Genomic DNA, 21,761 nt, shown 5'->3' with positions numbered 1-21,761 from the left:
GAAATAATGAAAAGAAGTGAAAGAATTGTCGCAATGACCAATTATTTTTTAGAACATCCTAGAATATTAACTTCTTTGCCATTCTTCTCAGAAAAATATGATGCAGCAAAATCATCGATAAGTGAAGATTTGGACATAATTGACCAGATGTTTAAAAATGATGGGATTGGTAGGTTGGAAACAGTAGCAGGAGCAGCTGGAGGCGTTCGATATTTACCACATTTTTCAGAAGAGAACAGCACGGAGTTTATTGATGGATTGTGTCAGCAATTAAAGGATCCACTTCGTATTCTTCCTGGTGGATACTTATACATGAGCGACTTGTTAGGAGAACCTGAAATTGTTCGAAACATAGGGAAAATTTTTGCTACTGCTTTTTCCAATTTAGGTGTGGAATATATTGTGACCGTTGCGACAAAGGGGATACCTTTAGCATATGCGACAGCACAAATTTTAAATGTTCCGGTAGTTATTGCACGAAGAGACCCTAAGGTTACAGAAGGCTCGACAGTAAGTATCAATTATGTATCTGGCTCATCTCGTAAAATTCAAACGATGGTGCTAGCAAAGAGAAGCTTGCCTGAAGGCTCGACCGTTTGTATTATCGACGACTTTATGAAAGCTGGAGGCACCATTAATGGAATTAAAAGTCTATTAAATGAGTTCAATGCCAATGTAGTAGGAATCGGTGTTTTAGCTGAGGCGGAAGATGAAGAGGAAGAACGAGTTGTAGAAGATTATACATCGTTAATTAAAATTCAGGATGTTGATATTCTACAGCAGAAGATTGAGGCAGTGAGAGGAAACTACTTTATAAAGTAGAGTAGAAACGTACGCTTAAGTGTGCGTTTCTTTTTTTATTTTTGAAGCTATTCCAGCAGGTGACGTCAGAATCTATTAATCATTCTCCTTCAAGGTGAAAAAATGGTGTTAATAGGATGTAAACACTTACTTTTTTTATTTTTATAAAAATTTTTTCAATATTAAGAAGGAGTTTTTGTCTATATGTGGAATTTATAACAATAAGTTCTACGGGTAAAGGTGGTGAGACATAATGGAAGTGACTGACGTTAGATTACGCCGCGTTAATACAGATGGAAGAATGCGTGCAATTGCATCAATTACCTTGGACCAAGAATTCGTTGTTCATGACATTCGCGTTATTGACGGGAATAATGGTTTGTTTGTAGCGATGCCAAGCAAGCGTACTCCTGATGGTGAGTTTCGCGATATCGCACACCCGATTAATTCAGGGACTCGTGCAAAGATTCAGGAAGCAGTATTAGCTGAATATCATCGCGCAGGCGAAGAAGAAGTCGAATATGAAGAAGCTGGTGCTTCTTAAAAAATAAGAAACCTAATCAATGGATTAGGTTTCTTTTTATATTGTAAAAAAGTCATCAATAAAAGGTCTTCCTTTTCTTTTTTTTGCATAAATAACACAATCACCTAATGAGTAGCAAAAATTTACATAAACTATTTTAAGAGTTTTTTTAAGTTTTCCGTATTCTTTGCTATAATATATTAGGAAAATCTGTTAGATACATTATAAAATAATAATATGTAACGTTTTTTATATAAAAGAGATGGAGGTTTCTGAATGGCTAAACGGCGTTATGCAATCGTTTTGGCTGCGGGCCAAGGAACAAGGATGAAATCTAGCCTTTATAAGGTGTTACACCCTGTTGTAGGTAAACCAATGGTGGAGCATGTTGTGGACCAGTTAAACCACTTAAAATTAAGTGAGTTAATTACAATTGTTGGTTTTGGTGCGGAAAAAGTAAAAGAACAATTAGGGGACGTAACGAAATTCGTAACACAAGAAAAACAATTAGGTACAGGTCATGCTGTTATGCAAGCAGAACCTTTAATTGGATCGGCTGAAGGAACTACTATTGTTGTATGTGGAGACACTCCTCTATTGACAAAAGAAACAATGGAAGCCTTAATTAATCAGCATGAGGCTGAGGATGCTAAGGTAACGATTTTGACAGCCAAATTGGATGATGCAACAGGTTATGGAAGAATCGTTCGTAATACAACAAATGGTGTAGAAAAGATTGTGGAGCATAAAGACGCAAGTGAGAAAGAACGAAATATTAAGGAAATTAATACAGGTACATACTGTTTTGATAATCAAGCGTTATTTGAAGCGCTTCAGCATGTTACAAATGATAATGCACAAGGTGAATACTACTTACCAGATGTAATTGAGATTTTAAAAGATAAGGGAGAAAAAATCACGGCATACCAAACGGAGGATTACGAGGAAACGATTGGAGTTAACGATCGTGTGGCATTAGCGAAAGCAGAAAAACTAATGCGTACACGAATCAACCATGGACATATGAAAAATGGCGTAACTTTAATTGATCCGGATCATACGTACATTGGAATGGATGTAACAATTGAACCAGATGTTACGATTTATCCTGGTTGTACAATTGATGGAAATACGGTAATAAAGGAAAATGCAACAATTGGACCTAACTCTGAAATAAAGAATTGTGAAATTGGCTCTGGAACAGTACTCAAGCAAAGCGTTGCTCACGATAGCAAAATTGGTGAAAATGTACAAATTGGGCCATTTGCACATATTCGACCTTTATCGGAAATTGGCAACAACGTAAGAATCGGTAACTTTGTAGAAGTAAAGAAATCTGTCTTTGAGGATGGTAGTAAAGCATCGCATTTAAGTTATATTGGTGATGCGGAAGTTGGCAAAAAAGTTAACATTGGTTGTGGTACGATTACGGTAAATTATGATGGTGAGAATAAGTTTAAGACTATCATTGAAGATGATGCATTTATCGGCTGTAATTCTAATTTAATTGCACCAGTAACGATTAAAAAGGGAGCCTATGTAGCAGCAGGCTCAACGATTACGAAAGATGTACCAGAAAATGCATTATCTATAGCCCGTAGTCGTCAAACAAATAAAGAAGGCTATGTGGAGAAAATAAAAAATAGAAAGAACAAATGATGGAGGGTTAACGAACTATGCCTTATAAAGATCCGATGCTAAAGGTGTTTACACTGAACTCAAACCGCGCTCTAGCCGAAGAGATTGCCGATAAAATTGGTACAGAACTAGGAAAATGTTCTGTTATGAGATTTAGTGATGGTGAAGTACAAATTAATATCGAAGAAAGTATTCGTGGTTGTGATGTGTATGTTATTCAATCTACTTGTCAGCCAGTTAATGAGCATTTAATGGAATTGTTAATTATGATCGATGCATTAAAGCGTGCTTCTGCTCGCTCCATTAATATTGTTATTCCTTATTATGGCTATGCAAGACAAGATAGAAAAGCACGCGCACGGGAGCCGATCACAGCTAAGCTTGTTGCTAATTTATTAGAAACAGCAGGCGCTTCTCGCGTCATTACAATGGATCTTCATGCCCCACAAATCCAAGGTTTCTTCGATATTCCAATTGATAATCTAATGGGAGTACCGATTTTATCTAAATACTTTAAAGAAAAAGAATTTGATGATGTTGTCATTGTATCTCCTGATCACGGTGGTGTAACACGAGCAAGGAAAATGGCGGATTTAATGAAAGCACCAATTGCAATTATTGATAAACGTCGACCTCGTCCAAATGTTGCAGAAGTTATGAATATTGTTGGTAATATTGAAGGGAAAACGGCGATTATAATTGATGATATTATTGATACAGCTGGGACAATCACGTTAGCAGCTAACGCTTTGATTGAAAATGGGGCTAAGGAAGTGTATGCATGCTGTACACACCCAGTTTTATCTGGACCGGCTATTGAAAGAATTGCAAATTCCAAAATTAGTGAATTAGTAATTACAAATACAATTCCACTAACAGAAGAGAAACAAATTGAAAAAATTACACCTCTTTCTGTTGGAAGCTTAATTAGTGAAGCAATAATGCGTGTTCATGAATTAAAATCAGTAAGTGTGCTGTTTAACTAAAAATTTATTTCCTAAAATAATGGTTTAATTTGCACGTGTTTTGGGCAAGACATAATGTGTATACATTATTTGGGAGGTTTGAACAATGGCAGCAATACTTAAAGCGATGGAAAGACCTGATTTACGCCGCTCAACAACGAAGGCGTTACGCAACAATGGCTCTATACCCGCAGTTGTTTATGGTAAAGGAAAACAACCGATTACGATTGCAGTAGACAGCACAGAATTAGTAAAATCTGTTCGTGATAATGGGCGTAATGCTGTATTTAAATTAGAGGTTGAGGGTGGAGATTCTGTTCAAGCAATGCTCTATGAATACCAGGAGGATCAATTGAGAAATGAAATCATCCATGCAGATTTCTATCAAGTGGACATGTCCTCCGAGGTGGAAGTGGAAGTGCCTATTTCTTTAGAAGGCCAAGAGAAGATTAAAGATGGAATTGTTCAACAAACCCTTCATCAATTACAGGTACGAGCAAAACCTAGTGATATTCCAGAGTTTTTCCGAATTGATATTAGTGATCTACAAATTAGTGATACACTAACAATTGGTGACTTACTTCAAGAAAACAATGTTGGTTTTGAAATTTTAGGTGATGATAGTACTGTCATTGTTAGTATTTTACCACCGCAGCAAAACTCCGTAGATGAACCAAGTATGGATGGTCAAGCGGAGGAAGCATTAGAGGCGGATCAAGAAAAAGAAGAAGAAGAGAATGATAAAGAAAAGTAAACATACTGTAAAGAACGTATCCTGTAGGTTACGTTCTTTTTTTCTTAATGGTTTTTCGTTAAAATAGAGGAAGTGACTAAATAGAAATGAGGAAAGAATTATGAAATGTATCGTTGGGTTAGGCAATCCAGGTAAAAAATACGATCAAACCCGTCATAATGTTGGATTTATGGTTATAGATGAATTAGCCCGAAGGAACAATTGGACTTTAAATAAGGAAAAGTTTAAATCATTTTATACGGTTGAGCAAATGGACGGAGAAAAAGTAATCCTTTTAAAGCCTCAAACCTATATGAATTTATCTGGAGAAGCCGTCCTTGCTGCGAAGGACTATTTCGATATAGAACTAGACGATATAGTTGTGATTTATGATGATTTGGATTTACCTCCAGGAAAAGTTCGTTTAAGACAAAAAGGCGGACATGGTGGACATAATGGCATTCGAAATATTATTGATCATGTTCATGATAAAAATTTCAATCGCATTCGCATTGGGATTGGAAGACCAGAAGGAAGAATGCCAGTTGTAGATTATGTGCTAGGGAAATTTTCCGATGAGCAAAAGCCTCTGATCGAGAATAGTATTGAATTAGCAAGCGAAGCAGTTGAAATGTGGTTAACAAAACCGTTCTTAGAAGTCATGAATAAATACAATGGTTAATAAACTTTAAAAGATAAACTGCAGCATGCATGCTGGACATAGTCATTATGAAATACTGTGCATCTTTTTCAGAAGTATAACGGGTACCTTCTTTGGGAAAACTGTAATCAAGTTTGAATAAGGAGGTCTTCTAAAACGATGGCAGTAGAGTATCAATGCAGGCATTGTGGTCATAAAATTGGTAGATTAGAACAAAGTGTTGTAGATATGGAAAGACTAGGTCTACACACCCTTTCCAATGAGGAAAAAAAAGATATGGTAAATTATTTGTCTGACGGGAATATACAAGTTACAGCTATTTGTGAACATTGTGAAGAGGCTCTTAGTAGAAATCCACATTATTACGAAATGGATTACTTTATTCAATAACAGTCGTACAAAAATGAGATAGAGCGACTCCTTTATGTAGGAGAGTCGTGTTTTTCTATTTGCATTTTTTACGAATTAGCCTTTCCCTATGTGTACTATTGAAGAGGTTTGTAGAGGGGGAGTATTCGTTGCAACAATTAAAAACCTATTTAAACAGCCAAGATGATATTCAAACCATTATGACAGGCTTTGCATCTGGCATGAAAGAACAACTTGCAGCTGGGCTTACAGGCTCAGCAAGAAGTTTATTAATATCATTATTAGCAGAATCGCTAAATAGACCGGTATTGCTATTGACACATCATTTAAGCCAAGCGCAAAAGCTATATGACGATCTAGTTGAATTGAGTCAAGAAGACAATGTGTACCTATATCCGGTTAATGAACTTATATCGTTAGAAATTGCCATTGCGAGTCCAGAGCTACTTAGCCAAAGAATGGATGCTTTAAGCGGATGGTACAAAAATGAAAAGGGAATTTTAATTGCCCCTGTAGCAGCTGTCAAAAGATTTTTACCTACGAAATCGAAATGGGAACATTCTCAGCTGCCTTTTACTGTTGGAGAATCCATTTCATTGGAAGACTATACTAGGAAGTTAGTCCAGCTAGGATATAAAAGAGAAGACATGATTATGTCTCCTGGAGAATTTAGTATTCGGGGCGGCATTATCGATATTTATCCGTTAACTTCAGAAAATCCAATCCGAATTGAATTATTTGATGATGAGGTAGACTCGATACGATATTTTGACTCCAATACCCAACGAAGCTTTGAGGAGAAGCATACATCGGTGACGGTTGGGCCAGCGGATGAGCTGCTACTTTCTGATGAGGACATTACACGGGGATATCAGCGACTAGAGGATTTGTTAGCAGAAACGTTAAGTAAAATGAAGAACGGTACAGATAAGGAAGCATTGGTTCGACATATCGAATATGACATAGAAAGACTTAAAAATGGCGAGCGCTTTCAAGAGATGTATAAGTATTTAGAGCTTTTCTATGATGAGCCTACTAGCTTAATAGATTACTTACCGGCTAATGGCATCGTCGTAATAGATGAAATGAGCAGAGTAGAAGAAACGGCCAAAAAGTTAGATCATGAAGAAACAGAGTGGTATAAGGGTTTATTTGAACAACAAAAAATCGTTCGAAATGTAAACCTATCATTTGATTGGGATGAATCCATTCAAAGTATTAAGAAATACCAAATGTTATATATCTCAGTGTTTTTGAGGCATATACCAAATACATTTCCAGAGAATATTGTAAACTTCTCTTGTCGTGCGATGCAGGAGTTTCATGGGCAAATGAATTTGCTAAAAGGCGAAATGACACGCTGGGAAAAAGGGAATTATTCCGTCGTTATTGTTGCTCCAAATAAAAAACGAGTAGAGAAAATTCAGTCTGTTTTAGAAGATTATGATATGGAAGCGGTAATAGGAAATGAGAAGCCCTTACCATATAAAAAACCAACAATAATAGAAGGTCATATAAGCGGTGGTTTTGAGTTACCGCTATTTCGTGTTGCCGTTTTAACGGAGCAAGAGTTATTTAAGAAACAAACAACGCGAAAGAAAAGAAAAGAGAAGATATCCAATGCGGAGCGGATTAAAAGTTATCAGGAATTAAAGATTGGTGATTATGTTGTACATGCTAATCATGGTATTGGAAAATATTTAGGGATTGAAACGTTAGAATTAAAAGGTAACCATAAAGATTACATGCTGATTAAATATGCTGCCGATGATAAGCTATTCGTCCCAATTGACCAAATTGATCAAGTGCAAAAGTATGTAGCATCGGAAGGGAAGGAACCAAGGTTATACAAGCTTGGTGGCAGTGAGTGGAAGAAGGTTAAAAAACGGGTTCAATCTTCTGTTGAAGACATTGCGGATGACTTAATAAAACTATATGCAGAACGTGAAGCAGCAAAAGGGTATGCTTTTTCAGAGGATAGTGACTTGCAAAGGGAATTTGAAGCGGCCTTCCCATACGAAGAAACGGAAGATCAATTGCGCTGTATTGAGGAAATTAAGCAGGATATGATGAAATCTCGACCAATGGATCGTCTACTATGTGGAGATGTTGGATATGGGAAAACAGAGGTTGCCATTCGTGCAGCGTTTAAGGCGGTGTTAGATGGGAAGCAAGTAGCTGTTTTAGTACCGACCACGATTCTAGCTCAACAGCATTTCGAAACCTTTCAGGAACGCTTCCAGGATTTTGGAGTAAATGTAGGTTTACTCAGTCGTTTCCGAACTAGAAAGCAACAAAACGAAACAACGGAAATGTTAGAAAAGGGTTTGTTGGACGTCGTAATTGGAACGCACCGATTATTATCAAAGGATGTAAAGTTTAAAAATATCGGTTTGTTAATTATTGATGAGGAACAACGTTTTGGAGTTAAACACAAAGAAAGAATGAAGCAGCTAAAAACCAATATTGATGTACTAACCTTAACAGCAACACCGATTCCTCGGACATTACATATGTCGATGCTAGGGGTACGTGACTTATCTGTTATCGAAACACCACCAGAGAATCGCTTTCCGATTCAAACCTATGTAATTGAATACAATCCTGCGTTTATTAAAGAGGCGATTGAGAGAGAAATGTCTCGTGGTGGTCAAGTATTCTTCCTCTACAATCGTGTAGAAAATATCGAGCGGATTGCTGAAGATATTTCGATGCTAGTAGAGGATGCTAGAGTTACGTATGCCCATGGACAAATGAATGAAACACAATTAGAAAGTGTAATGCTAGACTTTTTGGAAGGGAACTTTGATGTTCTCGTGAGTACAACCATTATAGAAACGGGTGTAGATATACCAAATGTTAATACGTTGATTGTCTATGATGCTGATAAAATGGGCTTAAGCCAGTTATATCAATTACGAGGTCGTGTAGGTCGCTCGAATCGAGTTGCCTATGCGTACTTTACCTATCAAAAAGATAAAGTATTAACGGAGGTAGCTGAAAAAAGGCTACAAGCAATAAAGGAATTTACTGAGCTTGGATCTGGATTCAAAATTGCAATGCGAGATTTATCCATTCGAGGTACTGGAAATTTATTAGGTGCCGAACAACATGGCTTTATTGATTCCGTTGGTTTTGATATGTATTCCCAAATGCTAAAAGATACAATTGAAGCGAAAAAAGCTGGGAAGTCTTATGAGGAAATGAAACCATTTGATGTGGAAATTAGTTTAGACCTAGACGCTTATATACCATCAAGCTATATTGAGGATGAAAAACAGAAGATTGATATGTATAAACGATTCCAAACGATTGATAAATTAGACGATATTACGGATATTCAAGATGAATTAATAGACCGATTTGGAGATTATCCGTCCGAGGTTGAAAACTTAATGATTGTTTCCAAATTAAAACTTTTAGCAAAGAATGAACGTATAGAATCCGTATTTGAGCAAAAAATGAAAATTGAACTTGTTATGGAAGAACAAGCAAGTCAAGAAGTGGATGGAGCAAGTCTTTTTCAGTTATCAAATGAATTTGGAAGACTTATACAATTAGGGACAGAAGGAAACAAACTAAAAATTAAGTTTTTATTTAATAAACATGATCATGAACGCCGATATGATTTAGTGGAACAATTCATCTCAAGACTAAACGAAACCAAAGCAGCCCCAGTAGCCAGATAATGTACTTAACCAAATCATAATTCCTAATGGATGTATAAGATATTCCGTATTGGTTTGATTTACCGTAAAAGGAACTCCATTCAAGACTCACTAAATTTTTGGCTCTTGTGTATAGTTTGCATAACTTGTCGAATAATAACATTACGAGGGTAACGCTATTAAGCCAATGTATTTTCATCACAGAAAGCGAGGATTGGATAATGAAAGCAACAGGAATAGTTCGTCGCATCGATGATTTGGGCAGAGTTGTGGTACCAAAAGAGATTAGAAGAACGTTGCGTATTCGAGAAGGCGATCCTCTAGAAATTTTCGTTGATCGAGAAGGGGAAGTCATTCTTAAGAAATACTCCCCAATAAATGAGTTAGGTGATTTTGCTAAAGAGTATGCAGAAGCATTATTTGATACCTTAGGACATACGGTATTAATATCGGATCGCGATGAGTTTATCGCAGTATCTGGTGGCTCGAAAAAAGAATACTTAAACAAAAAAATAGGTTCCCAAATAGAAAAAACGATGGAAGACCGAAGTGTAATTCTAGAAAAGAGCGAAAAGGCAATCGAATTTGTAGATGGTCAAGAGGAAACGGCTTCCTCCTATGTATTCGCACCAATTGTAGCAAATGGCGACCCAGTTGGATGTGTAGTTATGTATTCAAAGGACCAAGAATTAGGTGAAGCAGAACAAAAAGCAGCCGAAACAGCTGCTGGATTTCTAGCACGACAGATGGATTAAGAGAAGGCTGTCCCACTTGTGGAGTGGGGCAGTTTTTTTAGTTTAGGAAATTACAATTTGTAAAAATTATGGAAAAGCTGACTTGTTGGAATGGTCACGTTCAAGTCCAGCACCTAGCGCATCACGATACTTCACTTTTGCTTTGGGATCACTACTATTATTCGTAATAGACATTGACTTTGTGTTGATACTTAAGAAATAACAAATGCGGTTATCAAATGATGTCAACATATGAAATGACAAAAATAGCTTTAGATTAAATTGAATAAACATTGAAAACGCTTTAATCTTAAAGTATGAAATAATCCCGTTTATTCTTATTTTAAAAATTTGAGAGGAGAATCTGTATGGAAAAAAATGGATTACGTGCAAAAGTACAGCGCTTTGGTAGTTTCTTAAGCAGTATGATCATGCCAATTATAGCAGCGTTTATTGCTTGGGGACTTATTACAGCATTATTTATAGAAACAGGTTGGATTCCGAATGAGGATTTAGCGACATTAGTTGACCCAATGATTAAATATTTATTACCACTTTTAATCGGGTACACTGGTGGTAACCTTGTTTATAAAACAAAGGGTGCGGTAGTAGGTGCTATAGCAACAATGGGGGTTATCGTTGGAACTGACATTCCAATGTTCATTGGTGCAATGGCAATGGGACCTTTAGGTGGATATTTAATTAAGAAGTTAGACGATGTATTGCTTCATAGAGTTCGTTCAGGCTTTGAAATGTTATACAATAACTTTTCAGCTGGAATTTTGGGTGCAATATTAGCAGGTATTGCTTATAAAATTATTGGCCCGATTGTTACAGCATTTAGTGATGTTTTAGCATCTGGTGTTGACTTCATTGTGAATGCTGGATTGCTTCCGCTAGCAAATATCATCATTGAACCAGCAAAAATTTTATTTTTAAACAATGCAATTAATCATGGAATTTTAACACCATTAGGAATGGAAGAATCATCTGAAGTAGGGAAGTCCATTCTATTCATGTTAGAATCAAATCCAGGACCTGGATTAGGCGTTTTACTTGCATTTATCATTTTTGGTAAAGGTGCAGCAAGAAGTTCTGCTTCTGGAGCATCTATCATTCACTTCTTTGGTGGGATTCACGAAATTTACTTCCCATATGTATTAATGAAGCCAGCTCTTCTATTAGCCGTTATCGGCGGTGGTGTAAGTGGTGTATTCACATTCACGCTATTTGATGTAGGGCTTTCTGGAGCACCATCACCAGGTAGTATTATTTCATACTTGGCAATGACGCCAAAAGGTAATTTTACAGGAGTTATTTTAGGGGTAGTTGTTGCGACATTGGTATCCTTCTTAATTGCATCCCTCATCCTGAAAACGAGTAATGCAGAAGAAGGAGATCTATCCGGTGCCGCTAATAAAATGCAGGAATTAAAGGGTAAGAAAAGCTCTGTAGCGGATCAATTTAAAGCAAGTGAAGAAGGAACAACACTTGAAGCAACAGACGTAAACAAAGTGATTTTTGCCTGTGACGCAGGAATGGGCTCAAGCGCAATGGGTGCTTCCTTACTACGAAAGAAATTTAAGGATGCAGGTATTGACATTGATGTATCCAATACAGCAATTAACCAATTGCCAGATGATGCAGATATTGTTATTACACATAAAGATTTAACCGAACGTGCGAAAACGAAGGTTCCGAATGCGGAGCACATTTCTGTAGAAAACTTCTTAAACAGTCCAAAGTATGAAGAATTAGTGAATCGATTAAAAGGCTAATAAATCAACTCCTCAGCAGTCAGCGATGCATTGCTGAGGAGTTTTTGCATTGCTTATTATTCTGAGAATCCAGTTTTACTAAGCCGTGTTGGACTTATGGACAGCCTCTATGTGCCCGAATTTTATCGGTTATCCTTTATACGGTTACATAGACAGCCTCTATGTGCCCGATTCTACTTCTATCTCTCTTCTGCAACGTTGAATTATCACTCATAGTTAATAGAATGTCCCTTTTATTTTGTATCATTTCAATCTTTTGGAAGGAGTACCTTTCAAACGGGTATAATATAAAGGAGTGCCCAGTTATTAAATTTTGTCAGCATCTCTTTGGAATAAAATGTATTAAATAGCTTTTGTAATTTAGCTTTTATCAACATACAATAAATATATAAGGTTATATATATAAAATGTTGTCTAATCTAATGTGAAAGTTGGTGAACGTTCTGTATATTCTTGGAAGGGACCGGAAGCTTATCGAAATACTTTTATCCCAACAAGGAGATGTTTCGATAAAAGAACTGGCTATGAAGCTTGATGTTAGTACGAGAACGATACACCGTGATTTAAAAAATGTAGAGAACATCTTGTCTCACTATAATTTGGCATTGAATAAAAAGTCAGGCGTAGGGATACACATAGAGGGTAATGAGGAAGAGAGGGAAAAGCTTAAGCTTGTCCTTTTAAATAGTAATCCAACAAATTATACACCTGAAGAACGCCAAGCCATAATTTTTGCTAGTCTACTACAAGCCAATGAACCGATAAAGCTTTTCACATTAGCGGATGAACTATTTGTAACCAATGCAACGATTAGTAATGACTTGGATGTACTAACTTCTACATTTGAACGACACCATTTACAATTAATTCGAAAAAGAGGTTTCGGTGTAAAGGTAGAAGGAAAGGAAGAGGATAAAAGGTCTGCATTAAGTTATTTGATTTCTAAATATGTGGACGAATTCGATCTCCTCTCTCTTCTAAGGGAAAACATTGAGAAAAAAACGCAAAAGCATTTAGATAGTGTTTCGAACCGACTGCTCGGATTAGTGGATAAAGGAAAGCTTTTGGTTATTGAAAAAAGTGTAGACTCCTTAAAGGACGAATTACCATATGAGCTTGCAGATAGCTCCTATATTGGATTAGTCGTTCATTTAGCACTTGCCATAGAACGACTCCATCAAGGTGGCAATATCCATTTTGACCCGAATCATTTGCAGGAGATTAAGGATTCAGAGGAGTATAAAATTGCAGAAAAGTTGATTTCAAAATTAGAGCAAGCATTTGAAATGGATATACCAGCGGATGAAATTGGTTATATTACGATGCATTTATTAGGTGCAAAGCTACGTTATGATAATGATTATGTAGTGGAAGAAACAACACTAGACTTAGCCTATAGAGCAAAAGAGTTAATTCAATTTGTGAGCGGGCGGGTGAATGCAAATTTATTAGATCAATCCAAGCTGTTAATTGATTTAGTTGCCCATTTAAAGCCAACTATTTTTCGCTTAAATCAAGGAATGAATATTAAAAATCCTCTTTTACACGAGATAGAAGAAGATTATCGTCCGTTATTTTCCATCCTCGAGGAGGGGGTGGATGAAGTATTTCCGAATATCAATTTTCCGAAAGAGGAAATTGGCTATCTGGTTTTGCATTTCGCATCCGCATTATTACATGCAGAGGGAGACGTTTCCTTACGCGCACTTGTTGTTTGTTCAAGTGGAATTGGGACATCTAAAATGCTTGCTTCTCGAATTGTGCAGCATATACCAGAAGTCAAAGAGGTAGACAATCGCTCCTTATTTGAATTAGAAAGCATGGATTTATCTACATATGATTTAATTGTCTCGACGGTTCCATTGCAAAACTTAGAAGGTAAATACATATTAGCCTCTCCCATTTTAACGAAAAAGGAACTACAAAGCGTAGAGAGCTATGTGAAGAAGCTGAAAATTACGTATCGAACTAAGGAGCCAACCAAACAATTAAAACCAAAGCAAAAGGTGAAAGATAAAAGAGATGTACTTAACCGTGTAGAACAAATTCACCAATACTCCACCTTGTTAATAGGGCTACTTCAACGATTTTTTGTTGAAAAAATAAAGGATGATCTAGATATTAAAGGTGCTTTAACAAAGATCTGTGTAAATATGGAGAAGAGACAATGGCTGGGGCATTATAAAGAAGTGCTACATGATTTAATTGAGAGAGCAGAGATTGGTGGTATAGCCATTCCAGGAACATCTCTTGCCTTATATCATACACGCAGTCCAAACATAAAGGCTCCTACCTTTACTGTTCACGTCTTACCAAATACGGAATCGATTAAAGGCATGGATGGCGAGTCAGTGAATGTGGATACAATCTTATTAATGCTAGCTCCAAAGGACACGGATGAGGCAACACTTGAACTATTAAGTCATATTAGTAGCTTAATTATTCAAGATGAAGAAAGTATGAAAGTATTTCAGTCCAAAAACGACTATGCCATTGCTTCGTTTGTTTCTACCAATCTGTATCAATGGTTAAGTGAAAAATTTACTTCTTAGGAGATGAGTGTATCATGTCAAAACAAATTTTAGCGAAAGAAAATATCGTTTTAGGTGCAGACCTGTCTACAAAAGAAGAAGCAATTAGATATGCAGGGAACATACTTGTTAACAATGGTTATGTAGATGCTTCCTATGTTGAAAAAATGCTTGAGCGTGAGGAAGTAACTTCTACTTATATTGGGAACCAAGTAGCCATTCCTCATGGTACAGAAGATGCGAAGAGCGCCGTAAAGAACACAGGCCTTTCTTTCGTTACGGTACCAAATGGTGTAGATTTTAATGGAAATACAGTAAAGATTCTAATTGGTATTGCTGGTAAAGGGAATGAGCATTTAGAGCTTTTATCAAATATTGCAATCGTATGCTCTGAGGAAGAAAACATTGAAAAAATGGTAAATGCAACATCAGAAGAAGAAATTCTAAAGCTTTTTGAAGAGGTGAACTAAATGCTTGCCGTACACTTTGGAGCGGGAAATATTGGGAGGGGATTTATTGGTGCCCTTCTCTATCAATCAGGATTTGAAACTGTATTTGTAGATGTGAACAGCGAAATTATCGATGCCATTAATGAAAAGCAATCCTATAAGGTAATCTTAGCCTCTGAAAATAAAGAGGAGCTCGTTGTTCAAAATGTGTCAGGAATAAATAGCATAAAGGATCCGGAGAAGGTCATCGACGCAATTACCAAGGCGAATATAGTTACAACAGCTGTTGGACCAAATATTCTTCCAATCATTTCTGAGCTTATTGCCAAGGGTTTACAAAAAAGAGCGGAACAAACAAATGCCCCATTAAATATTATTGCATGTGAAAATATGATTGGTGGGTCTTCGTTGTTAAAGGAAAAAATCTTCGGGCATGTATCTACAGAGGTACAAGAGAAGTTTGAGAACCTTTACGGATTTCCTGATTCAGCAGTAGATCGAATAGTGCCGAATCAAACAAATGAAGATAAATTAACTGTTTCTGTAGAGCCTTACTATGAGTGGGTGATTGAAGAGACTAGTGTTAAAGGGGAAAATCCACCAGTAGATGGTGTTACCTATGTAAAAGATTTAAAGCCATATATTGAGCGTAAATTGTTTACTGTAAATACAGGACATGCGGTAGCGGCTTATGTTGGACATTATTTAGGATATCCTTCTATAAAAGAAGCAATGGATACAGATGAAATTTTTCAAATAGCTCAAGGAGTTTTAAGGGAGTCTGGGGCTGTATTAGTGAACATGTATCAATTTGATCAAGAAGAGCATGAAAAATATATCCAAAAGATTTTAGCTCGTTTTGTGAATCCTTATATTTCGGATGAGGTGACAAGGGTTGGTCGAGGACCTATTCGAAAACTAGGAGCAAATGATCGACTTATACGACCGGCAACCCTTTATTTGGAGAAGATACAGGAAGATCCTGTTTACTTAGCAAAAACGATTGCTGCAGCCCTTTTATATGAAAATGATCAGGATGAAGAAGCGGTTCGCCTTCAACAACAGATTAAAGAAAATGGTTATGAAGAAACGTTGCAATCCGTTTCAGGTTTAGAGCCTGGTCATCCGTTAATAAAAATTGTGATGGACCAAATGGATGAGTTAAAAAAATTACAGCATAAGTAAATAAAGGTGCCTTCTCTTATAAATAAGGGGAGGCATTTTTTATTAGGAATAAAAAGAATCAAGTTTTTAGAGCACCTAGCTGACTGAGGCACATGTACTTTTCTTATGCTACAATAAAGAAACTATTATGGATGATATTCGTTAAAAGGACGTACAACAAATGAATGATAAACAATTTCTAAAGGGGGCACTTGTATTAACTGCAGCAGGTCTGTTTAGTAAAGTCCTTAGTGCAGGCTACCGTGTCCCTCTACAAAATATGGCTGGGGATGAAGGAATTTATATTTATCAACAAATTTATCCCTTTCTAATGATTGCTTGGATGCTTTCGTTGTATGGTTATCCAGCTGCAATATCAAAGGTATTAACAGACAAGAATAGAGGCAACAGAGTCACGATCCATCTGCCAATGCTTGGTTTACTCGTTTTCTTTAATCTCGTCCTTTTTTGCTTTCTTTATTTTGGATCCACTAGGCTAGCTGAGTGGATGGGGGATCCGAATTTAGCAACACCTATTCGCTATGCTTCTATTCTATATATCATTATTCCGTTTACCTCTATTTTAAGAGGTGGATTTCAAGGTAATCATAATATGAAACCGTCAGCTGTTTCTCAATCGGTTGAACAGCTAGTCCGAGTATTTTTCATTCTCTATTTCACATACTACTTTTTGGATCAAGGAAAAAGTTTATATGAAGTTGGTAATGGAGCTGTGCTTGCCTCCACAATAGCTGTATCAATCGGTCTTATAACGCTACTATTGTATGCATTTCGGTATAGGGGCAAGCTTGAGTTCTCGAGTAAAACTACTTCTACTAAAGCGATGGGAAAGGCACTCCTTACTTCCGGAATCATTGTTAGCTTAAACTATTTGATGTTAATTTTTATCCAGTTGGTTGATAATCTAACCATGATACCAGGCCTCTTGGAATCTGGATTAACACTGGAGGAGGCAAAGCTTGCGAAGGGAATATTTGATAGAGGTCAGCCTTTTGTTCAATTAGGTATCGTCTTTGGTTCGTCCATTGCATTAGCTCTTATTCCTTCCATGCATATATGGAAAAAGGAAAAACAACTGCAATCCATTCACCGAATATTGAAGCTAACTTTTGTTATTTCCATTGCTTCTACACTTGGGTTGATTTTAATTCTTCCATCGTTAAATATTGCGTTCTTCAAAACCTCTTTCGGCATAGAGGCATTAAGCATTTTTATGATTATGATTGTAGTGATGTCGATTACATTAACACTATCAACCTTTTTGCAGAGCTACGGCTTTATGAAAAGACAAGCACTATTATTTGGAATAACGCTCATGTTAAAGTATGTTTTCAATCTCATCCTTGTACCATTCTTAGGGATTGTTGGTAGTGCATTATCTTCCGTTTTAGGTGGTTTGTTCTTAGTGCTGTCCTTTGCTTTTGTTTTGCGTCGTCATGTTCCAGTCCGTTACACAAAAGTAATAGTCTTTAAACCACTACTTATCGCAAGTTTGGCAATGACTGTGACGGTAATCCTAATAAAAATAGGCTATTCCGAATGGTTTACATTAGACGGTAGATGGAGCCATTTTATTGTTGCTATAGGATCTAGTATGATTGGAGCAATTGTATTTATTTTTATTTTCATGAAATTAAGGGGTTTTACAAAGTCAGAAATAGAGGCATTACCTTTTGGAGATAAGCTAATAACGCTTTTTAAATTGTAATTTAGGAGGTTTAATACGTGGTAAAAAAAATAACGGTCATCGGATTAGGAGCGGGAACAATCGAGCAAATTCCACTTGGAGTGTATCGCTTATTAACATCCAATCAAGATGCATTGTATGTGCGAACTGCAGATCACCCGGTGTTAGAGGAACTCAAGCAAGATGGTGTTGTATTTCAATCATTCGATTCTTTTTACGAAAAGCATGAACAGTTCGAAGATGTATATGAGGAAATTGTGTCATTTTTAATCGAAGCAGCAGCTAATTCACCTATTGTATATGCTGTACCAGGGCATCCAATGCTAGCAGAGCGTACAGTTAAACTCTTATTACAATTGGAGGAGAAGGATTCCGATTTACAAATTAACATGAGTGGTGGTCAAAGCTACTTAGATAGTTTGTTTCAAGCATTAAAGGTGGATCCAATTGAAGGATTTCAGTTTGTAGATGCCTCTTCCTTTAGCCGTTTTGATTTGCAATATAGTCAGCACATTATTTTTTCTCAAGTATATGATGAAAGGATTGCATCTGAAGTAAAACTCGCGTTATTAGAGGATTTACCCTTTGATTATGAAATTACAATTGTGGATGCCGCGGGAACAGATCAAGAACGGATAGAGAAGGTAGCTTTATATGAACTGGATCGGAAGGTGAAGATTAGTAATTTAATGAGTGTGTATGTTCCTCCGGTAAACAAGGAGCTATTAAATCATCAATTCAACCGACTAAGAGAAGTAATAGCTACTTTACGAGGTCCAGGTGGCTGTCCTTGGGATCAAAAGCAAACACATAAAACCTTAAAGCCTTACTTAATTGAGGAAGCATATGAGGTAATAGAGGCGATAGACGACGAAAATGATGAGCTGTTAGCAGATGAATTAGGGGATGTTCTACTTCAAATTATGCTACATAGTCAAATAGGAGAAGAAGCAGGTTATTTTACTGTAGATGATGTAATCAAGCATATTACCGATAAAATGATTAGAAGGCACCCTCATGTATTTGGGGATACAACGGTTCAAACAGAAGCAGAATTATCCAAACAGTGGGCGAGCATTAAACAAGAGGAAAAAGGAAACCAAGATGCGGAACATTCTCAATTAGATGGTATTGAAAAATCATTGCCTAATTTAATGTACGCCTATGAGCTTCAAAAGAAGGCGGCTAAAGTAGGCTTTGATTGGGAAGACGTAAGCCCAATGTGGGAGAAAGTTCACGAAGAAATGCAGGAATTTAAAGAGGCTATCCAGAATAACAAAGCAAACGAGGCAGAAGCAGAACTAGGCGATATTTTATTTGCTATTGTAAATATTGCTAGATATTACAAGATTCATCCTGAAATGGCGTTATTCCAAACGAATAGGAAATTTAAAGCTAGATTTCAATATATGGAAAAGACGGCAAAGCAACAAGGCTTGCAGTTAAATGATATGTCTTTGCAACAAATGGACAAGTTGTGGTCAGAAGCTAAGAAATTAGAAGAGAAAAGAGGATAAAACATGCGACTAGACAAGTTTTTGAAAATTTCAAGATTAATAAAAAGAAGAACGTTAGCAAAAGAAGTTGCAGATCAAGGAAGGATATTAATAAATGGTAATCCAGCAAAAGCAGCAACGAAAGTAGCCGTTGGGGATGAAATGACGATTCGTTTTGGCCAAAAACGATTAACCGTGGAGGTAGTTGCGTTAAGAGAAAATGTGAAAAAAGAAGAGGCAGCAACACTATATTCTATCGTTAAAGAAGAAGCGGTAAACCAAGAACAATAAATTAGAAGAAAGCGATTTGGTGTTCATGCTTTTTGTTGTAAAAATATTATTTTTCAGTTCTAGTCTTGTCCAACTTATCATAGATTTTTAATGATAAGGAGGGACAAGGTCTATGAATTATGATAATAATTTTTACCCATCTCAAAGGGAACAGCGAGAACATCAAATTAAGATAGTTAATAGAAAAGAAATTGATATTACAGGTGTTAAGGAAGTCGACAGTTTTGATAACGAGGAATTTTTACTTCAAACATCTATGGGCTACTTAGTTATTCGCGGTGAGAATTTACATATGAAAAATCTTGATGTGGAAGAGGGACTCGTATCCATCAAAGGGCGTATTTATGAACTCTCTTATATTGACCAAAACCAAGGAGAGAAAGCTAAAGGATTCTTTAGCAAGCTGTTTAAATGAGTCTAACACTACAGTTTACGACAATGATCACAATGTTCCTTTGTGGTGTTTATATTGGAGTTGCTGTCGATACCTTTAACAGAATTCATCGTAGGAAAAAGCGGTCTGGTTTCTTTTTGTATGCCAATGAAATTCTATTCTGGATTTTACAAGGTTTGATTCTCTTTTATATTCTATTTTTAATAAACCATGGTGAGCTCCGGTTGTATATTTGGTTAGCTATTTTATTAGGTTATGTGTTTTATCAATCCATTTTACGGGTATGGTATTTGAAAAGTTTAGAATATATAATTCAGTGGATTGTAACCTTGACTCAATTTCTAAGAAGATTAGTAAACCGTTTAATTGTTGCGCCAGTTAAATGGATATTTCAGGTTGCCACGTATGTCTTAACCATCTTCTGGTCAGTGGTTATTTGGATTTTGATTCTACCTTGGAAACTATTTAGAAGACCAATACTATTTATTTGGGGTCTCATTCAAAAGCGTTTACCTAAGAATACAAAAAAATATATACTTCCTTTTGGGCGATTTTATAGTAAAATAAAGAATACAATAAACAAATGGTGGAAACGTATTTTTGCAAGCGATAAATGATAAGCTGTGCCAAAAATAAAAAACGAACGTGTTCGATAAGCTTGGAATGTTCGTATCTAACAAAAAGGAGGTAATCGAAACCGATGGCTGTAAAAAACAATAGAGTAACAAAGCTAGATTCTGCTTATACTAGAAATTATGATGCACATCAAGAAAGAATAAAGAAAAGAAAGAAACGTCTATATCGTCGATTATCTCTTTTTGTTGTTTTGGTTGTTTGTTTATTTGGATCTCTAATTACCTATCATATGAATCAGCGGAGTACATATGAAAATAAATTAAAAGAGTATGAACAATTGCAGCAAAATATGGATACACTACAAGCAGAAGAAAAAAATTTACAAGAAGAAATAAAGTTATTAAAAGATACTGATTATGTGTTGCAAATAGCCAGAAAAGATTATTTCTTAACAAAAGAAGGAGAAATAATCTTTAAAATACCCGAGGATGAGTCATCTTATTGACACGTTTTTGAAGGCTTATATATAATATAGTTAATAAGACTTTATTTAAATCTTAAGGAGGAGCATTTTTTTTATGTCAGTTGAAGTAGGCAGCAAGTTGCATGGAAAGGTAACAGGCATCACTAATTTTGGAGCGTTTGTAGAGCTTCCTGAAGGTTCTACTGGCCTTGTTCATATTAGTGAGGTTGCAGATAAGTATGTTAAGGATATTAATGAACATTTAAAAGTTGGAGACGAAGTAGAAGTTAAAGTCATTAATGTAAAAGAAGGTAAAATCGGTCTTTCCATTAAAAAAGCCAAAGAGAGTGCCGGCGCCAGCAAAAACCAGAACAGTGGTGGTGGAGGCAATCCTAGAAGACGCAGTGAATCATTTGAAGCAAAAATGAACCGCTTCTTAAAAGATAGCGAAGATCGTTTAGCATCTTTAAAGAAACATACAGAATCAAAACGTGGCGGTCGTGGTGCTAGAAAAGGGTAACTTGTTGTCTATTTAATCGTATATATCCGTGCTGTATAATCAAACCTGTTGACTAATTGGTCGGCAGGTTTTGTTTATGTAAAGAAATACTAGCTAGATACTAGATTTCTTGTTTCGTTCATTCAGTGCACTAAAAAGAGGGTTCTAAGTCAAATGTTGGGGTGAGCATTTAGCTCACTCCTAATTTATGCGACCCGAACATCTATATTTTTATATTGATGGTGTAATAACACCTTTAATCTGAATCGATCAAATCGTTTAAACCCAAATGCATTTCTTTTAATAACCTTCGTTTGGTT

General features: G+C 36.3%; 20 protein-coding genes. All 20 read left to right on the top strand.

The features are described 5' to 3' along the window. The first annotated feature begins 6 nt into the window (after positions 1-6). The 20 genes from purR (at position 7) to C1A05_RS17095 (ending at position 21,462) form a co-directional block, all read left to right on the top strand. The gene (gene purR / locus C1A05_RS17190) at positions 7-822 is read left to right on the top strand and encodes a pur operon repressor (RefSeq protein ID WP_102029471.1); all 816 of its coding nucleotides are present in this window, start codon (positions 7-9) and stop codon (positions 820-822) included. Between the two features lie 232 nt (positions 823-1,054). Continuing rightward, the gene (gene spoVG, locus C1A05_RS17185; protein ID WP_102029470.1) at positions 1,055-1,345 is read left to right on the top strand and encodes a septation regulator SpoVG; all 291 of its coding nucleotides are present in this window, start codon (positions 1,055-1,057) and stop codon (positions 1,343-1,345) included. 255 nt (positions 1,346-1,600) lie between these two features. Further along, positions 1,601-2,983 (top strand): bifunctional UDP-N-acetylglucosamine diphosphorylase/glucosamine-1-phosphate N-acetyltransferase GlmU, encoded by a 1,383-nt coding sequence (glmU, locus tag C1A05_RS17180; RefSeq protein ID WP_102029469.1) that lies wholly within the window; start codon positions 1,601-1,603, stop codon positions 2,981-2,983. 17 nt (positions 2,984-3,000) lie between these two features. After that, positions 3,001-3,948 (top strand): ribose-phosphate diphosphokinase, encoded by a 948-nt coding sequence (locus tag C1A05_RS17175; protein WP_102029468.1) that lies wholly within the window; start codon positions 3,001-3,003, stop codon positions 3,946-3,948. Between the two features lie 85 nt (positions 3,949-4,033). Then, positions 4,034-4,681: a 50S ribosomal protein L25/general stress protein Ctc gene (locus C1A05_RS17170; RefSeq protein ID WP_102029467.1), complete on the top strand. Its 648-nt coding sequence runs from the start codon at positions 4,034-4,036 to the stop codon at positions 4,679-4,681. A gap of 100 nt (positions 4,682-4,781) precedes the next feature. Further along, positions 4,782-5,342, top strand: a complete 561-nt coding sequence (gene pth / locus C1A05_RS17165) for an aminoacyl-tRNA hydrolase (RefSeq protein ID WP_102029466.1) — start codon at positions 4,782-4,784, stop codon at positions 5,340-5,342. A 138-nt stretch (positions 5,343-5,480) separates the two neighbouring features. Beyond that, positions 5,481-5,711, top strand: a complete 231-nt coding sequence (locus C1A05_RS17160) for an anti-sigma-F factor Fin family protein (protein ID WP_102029465.1) — start codon at positions 5,481-5,483, stop codon at positions 5,709-5,711. Positions 5,712-5,839: 128 nt separating this feature from the next. Continuing rightward, complete coding sequence (mfd, locus tag C1A05_RS17155; RefSeq protein WP_102029464.1) at positions 5,840-9,379, top strand: transcription-repair coupling factor; 3,540 nt, start codon at positions 5,840-5,842, stop codon at positions 9,377-9,379. Positions 9,380-9,579: 200 nt separating this feature from the next. Next, positions 9,580-10,113 carry a stage V sporulation protein T gene (spoVT, locus tag C1A05_RS17150; protein ID WP_102029463.1) on the top strand — a complete coding sequence of 178 codons (534 nt, stop codon included), beginning with the start codon at positions 9,580-9,582 and terminating at the stop codon, positions 10,111-10,113. 347 nt (positions 10,114-10,460) lie between these two features. Continuing rightward, complete coding sequence (locus C1A05_RS17145; RefSeq protein ID WP_102029462.1) at positions 10,461-11,870, top strand: PTS mannitol transporter subunit IICB; 1,410 nt, start codon at positions 10,461-10,463, stop codon at positions 11,868-11,870. Between the two features lie 434 nt (positions 11,871-12,304). Further along, on the top strand, positions 12,305-14,422 hold the full coding sequence (locus tag C1A05_RS17140) for a BglG family transcription antiterminator (protein ID WP_159462108.1): 2,118 nt from the start codon (positions 12,305-12,307) through the stop codon (positions 14,420-14,422). Positions 14,423-14,436: 14 nt separating this feature from the next. Then, positions 14,437-14,871, top strand: a complete 435-nt coding sequence (locus tag C1A05_RS17135; RefSeq protein WP_102029460.1) for a PTS sugar transporter subunit IIA — start codon at positions 14,437-14,439, stop codon at positions 14,869-14,871. Beyond that, positions 14,872-16,035, top strand: a complete 1,164-nt coding sequence (locus C1A05_RS17130) for a mannitol-1-phosphate 5-dehydrogenase (protein ID WP_102029459.1) — start codon at positions 14,872-14,874, stop codon at positions 16,033-16,035. A gap of 160 nt (positions 16,036-16,195) precedes the next feature. Beyond that, positions 16,196-17,743 (top strand): putative polysaccharide biosynthesis protein, encoded by a 1,548-nt coding sequence (locus tag C1A05_RS17125; protein ID WP_102029458.1) that lies wholly within the window; start codon positions 16,196-16,198, stop codon positions 17,741-17,743. 17 nt (positions 17,744-17,760) lie between these two features. Continuing rightward, positions 17,761-19,239 carry a nucleoside triphosphate pyrophosphohydrolase gene (mazG, locus tag C1A05_RS17120; RefSeq protein WP_102029457.1) on the top strand — a complete coding sequence of 493 codons (1,479 nt, stop codon included), beginning with the start codon at positions 17,761-17,763 and terminating at the stop codon, positions 19,237-19,239. A 3-nt stretch (positions 19,240-19,242) separates the two neighbouring features. Then, the gene (locus C1A05_RS17115; RefSeq protein WP_102029456.1) at positions 19,243-19,509 is read left to right on the top strand and encodes an RNA-binding S4 domain-containing protein; all 267 of its coding nucleotides are present in this window, start codon (positions 19,243-19,245) and stop codon (positions 19,507-19,509) included. A 112-nt stretch (positions 19,510-19,621) separates the two neighbouring features. Then, positions 19,622-19,924: a sporulation protein YabP gene (yabP, locus tag C1A05_RS17110; RefSeq protein ID WP_102029455.1), complete on the top strand. Its 303-nt coding sequence runs from the start codon at positions 19,622-19,624 to the stop codon at positions 19,922-19,924. After that, a complete protein-coding gene (gene yabQ, locus C1A05_RS17105; RefSeq protein WP_102029454.1) occupies positions 19,921-20,520 on the top strand; it encodes a spore cortex biosynthesis protein YabQ in 600 nt (199 codons plus the stop codon). Before yabP ends, yabQ begins: the two co-directional genes overlap by 4 nt. 83 nt (positions 20,521-20,603) lie before the next feature. Then, complete coding sequence (locus C1A05_RS17100) at positions 20,604-20,984, top strand: FtsB family cell division protein (protein WP_102029453.1); 381 nt, start codon at positions 20,604-20,606, stop codon at positions 20,982-20,984. Positions 20,985-21,057: 73 nt separating this feature from the next. Continuing rightward, positions 21,058-21,462, top strand: coding sequence for a S1 domain-containing RNA-binding protein (locus C1A05_RS17095; RefSeq protein WP_102029452.1), 405 nt, complete (start codon positions 21,058-21,060; stop codon positions 21,460-21,462). The last annotated feature ends 299 nt before the right edge of the window (positions 21,463-21,761 follow it).

The sequence above is a fragment of the Salirhabdus sp. Marseille-P4669 genome (genome assembly GCF_900240405.1).
Lineage (GTDB): Bacteria > Bacillota > Bacilli > Bacillales > Alkalibacillaceae > OEQK01.
The sequence above is the reverse complement of the archived record's forward strand: the minus strand, read 5'-3'. Positions and strand labels throughout refer to the sequence as shown.

Excerpts from the sequence above, each read along its gene's own strand:
- yabP (WP_102029455.1), top strand. The coding sequence starts at position 19,622 with ATGAATTATGATAATAATTTTTACCCATCTCAAAGGGAACAGCGAGAA.
- C1A05_RS17125 (WP_102029458.1), top strand. The coding sequence starts at position 16,196 with ATGAATGATAAACAATTTCTAAAGGGGGCACTTGTATTAACTGCAGCA.
- yabQ (WP_102029454.1), top strand. The coding sequence starts at position 19,921 with ATGAGTCTAACACTACAGTTTACGACAATGATCACAATGTTCCTTTGT.
- C1A05_RS17175 (WP_102029468.1), top strand. The coding sequence starts at position 3,001 with ATGCCTTATAAAGATCCGATGCTAAAGGTGTTTACACTGAACTCAAAC.
- spoVT (WP_102029463.1), top strand. The coding sequence starts at position 9,580 with ATGAAAGCAACAGGAATAGTTCGTCGCATCGATGATTTGGGCAGAGTT.
- C1A05_RS17115 (WP_102029456.1), top strand. The coding sequence starts at position 19,243 with ATGCGACTAGACAAGTTTTTGAAAATTTCAAGATTAATAAAAAGAAGA.
- C1A05_RS17145 (WP_102029462.1), top strand. The coding sequence starts at position 10,461 with ATGGAAAAAAATGGATTACGTGCAAAAGTACAGCGCTTTGGTAGTTTC.
- C1A05_RS17095 (WP_102029452.1), top strand. The coding sequence starts at position 21,058 with ATGTCAGTTGAAGTAGGCAGCAAGTTGCATGGAAAGGTAACAGGCATC.
- C1A05_RS17100 (WP_102029453.1), top strand. The coding sequence starts at position 20,604 with ATGGCTGTAAAAAACAATAGAGTAACAAAGCTAGATTCTGCTTATACT.
- C1A05_RS17135 (WP_102029460.1), top strand. The coding sequence starts at position 14,437 with ATGTCAAAACAAATTTTAGCGAAAGAAAATATCGTTTTAGGTGCAGAC.
- pth (WP_102029466.1), top strand. The coding sequence starts at position 4,782 with ATGAAATGTATCGTTGGGTTAGGCAATCCAGGTAAAAAATACGATCAA.
- spoVG (WP_102029470.1), top strand. The coding sequence starts at position 1,055 with ATGGAAGTGACTGACGTTAGATTACGCCGCGTTAATACAGATGGAAGA.
- glmU (WP_102029469.1), top strand. The coding sequence starts at position 1,601 with ATGGCTAAACGGCGTTATGCAATCGTTTTGGCTGCGGGCCAAGGAACA.
- C1A05_RS17130 (WP_102029459.1), top strand. The coding sequence starts at position 14,872 with ATGCTTGCCGTACACTTTGGAGCGGGAAATATTGGGAGGGGATTTATT.
- purR (WP_102029471.1), top strand. The coding sequence starts at position 7 with ATGAAAAGAAGTGAAAGAATTGTCGCAATGACCAATTATTTTTTAGAA.
- C1A05_RS17170 (WP_102029467.1), top strand. The coding sequence starts at position 4,034 with ATGGCAGCAATACTTAAAGCGATGGAAAGACCTGATTTACGCCGCTCA.
- C1A05_RS17160 (WP_102029465.1), top strand. The coding sequence starts at position 5,481 with ATGGCAGTAGAGTATCAATGCAGGCATTGTGGTCATAAAATTGGTAGA.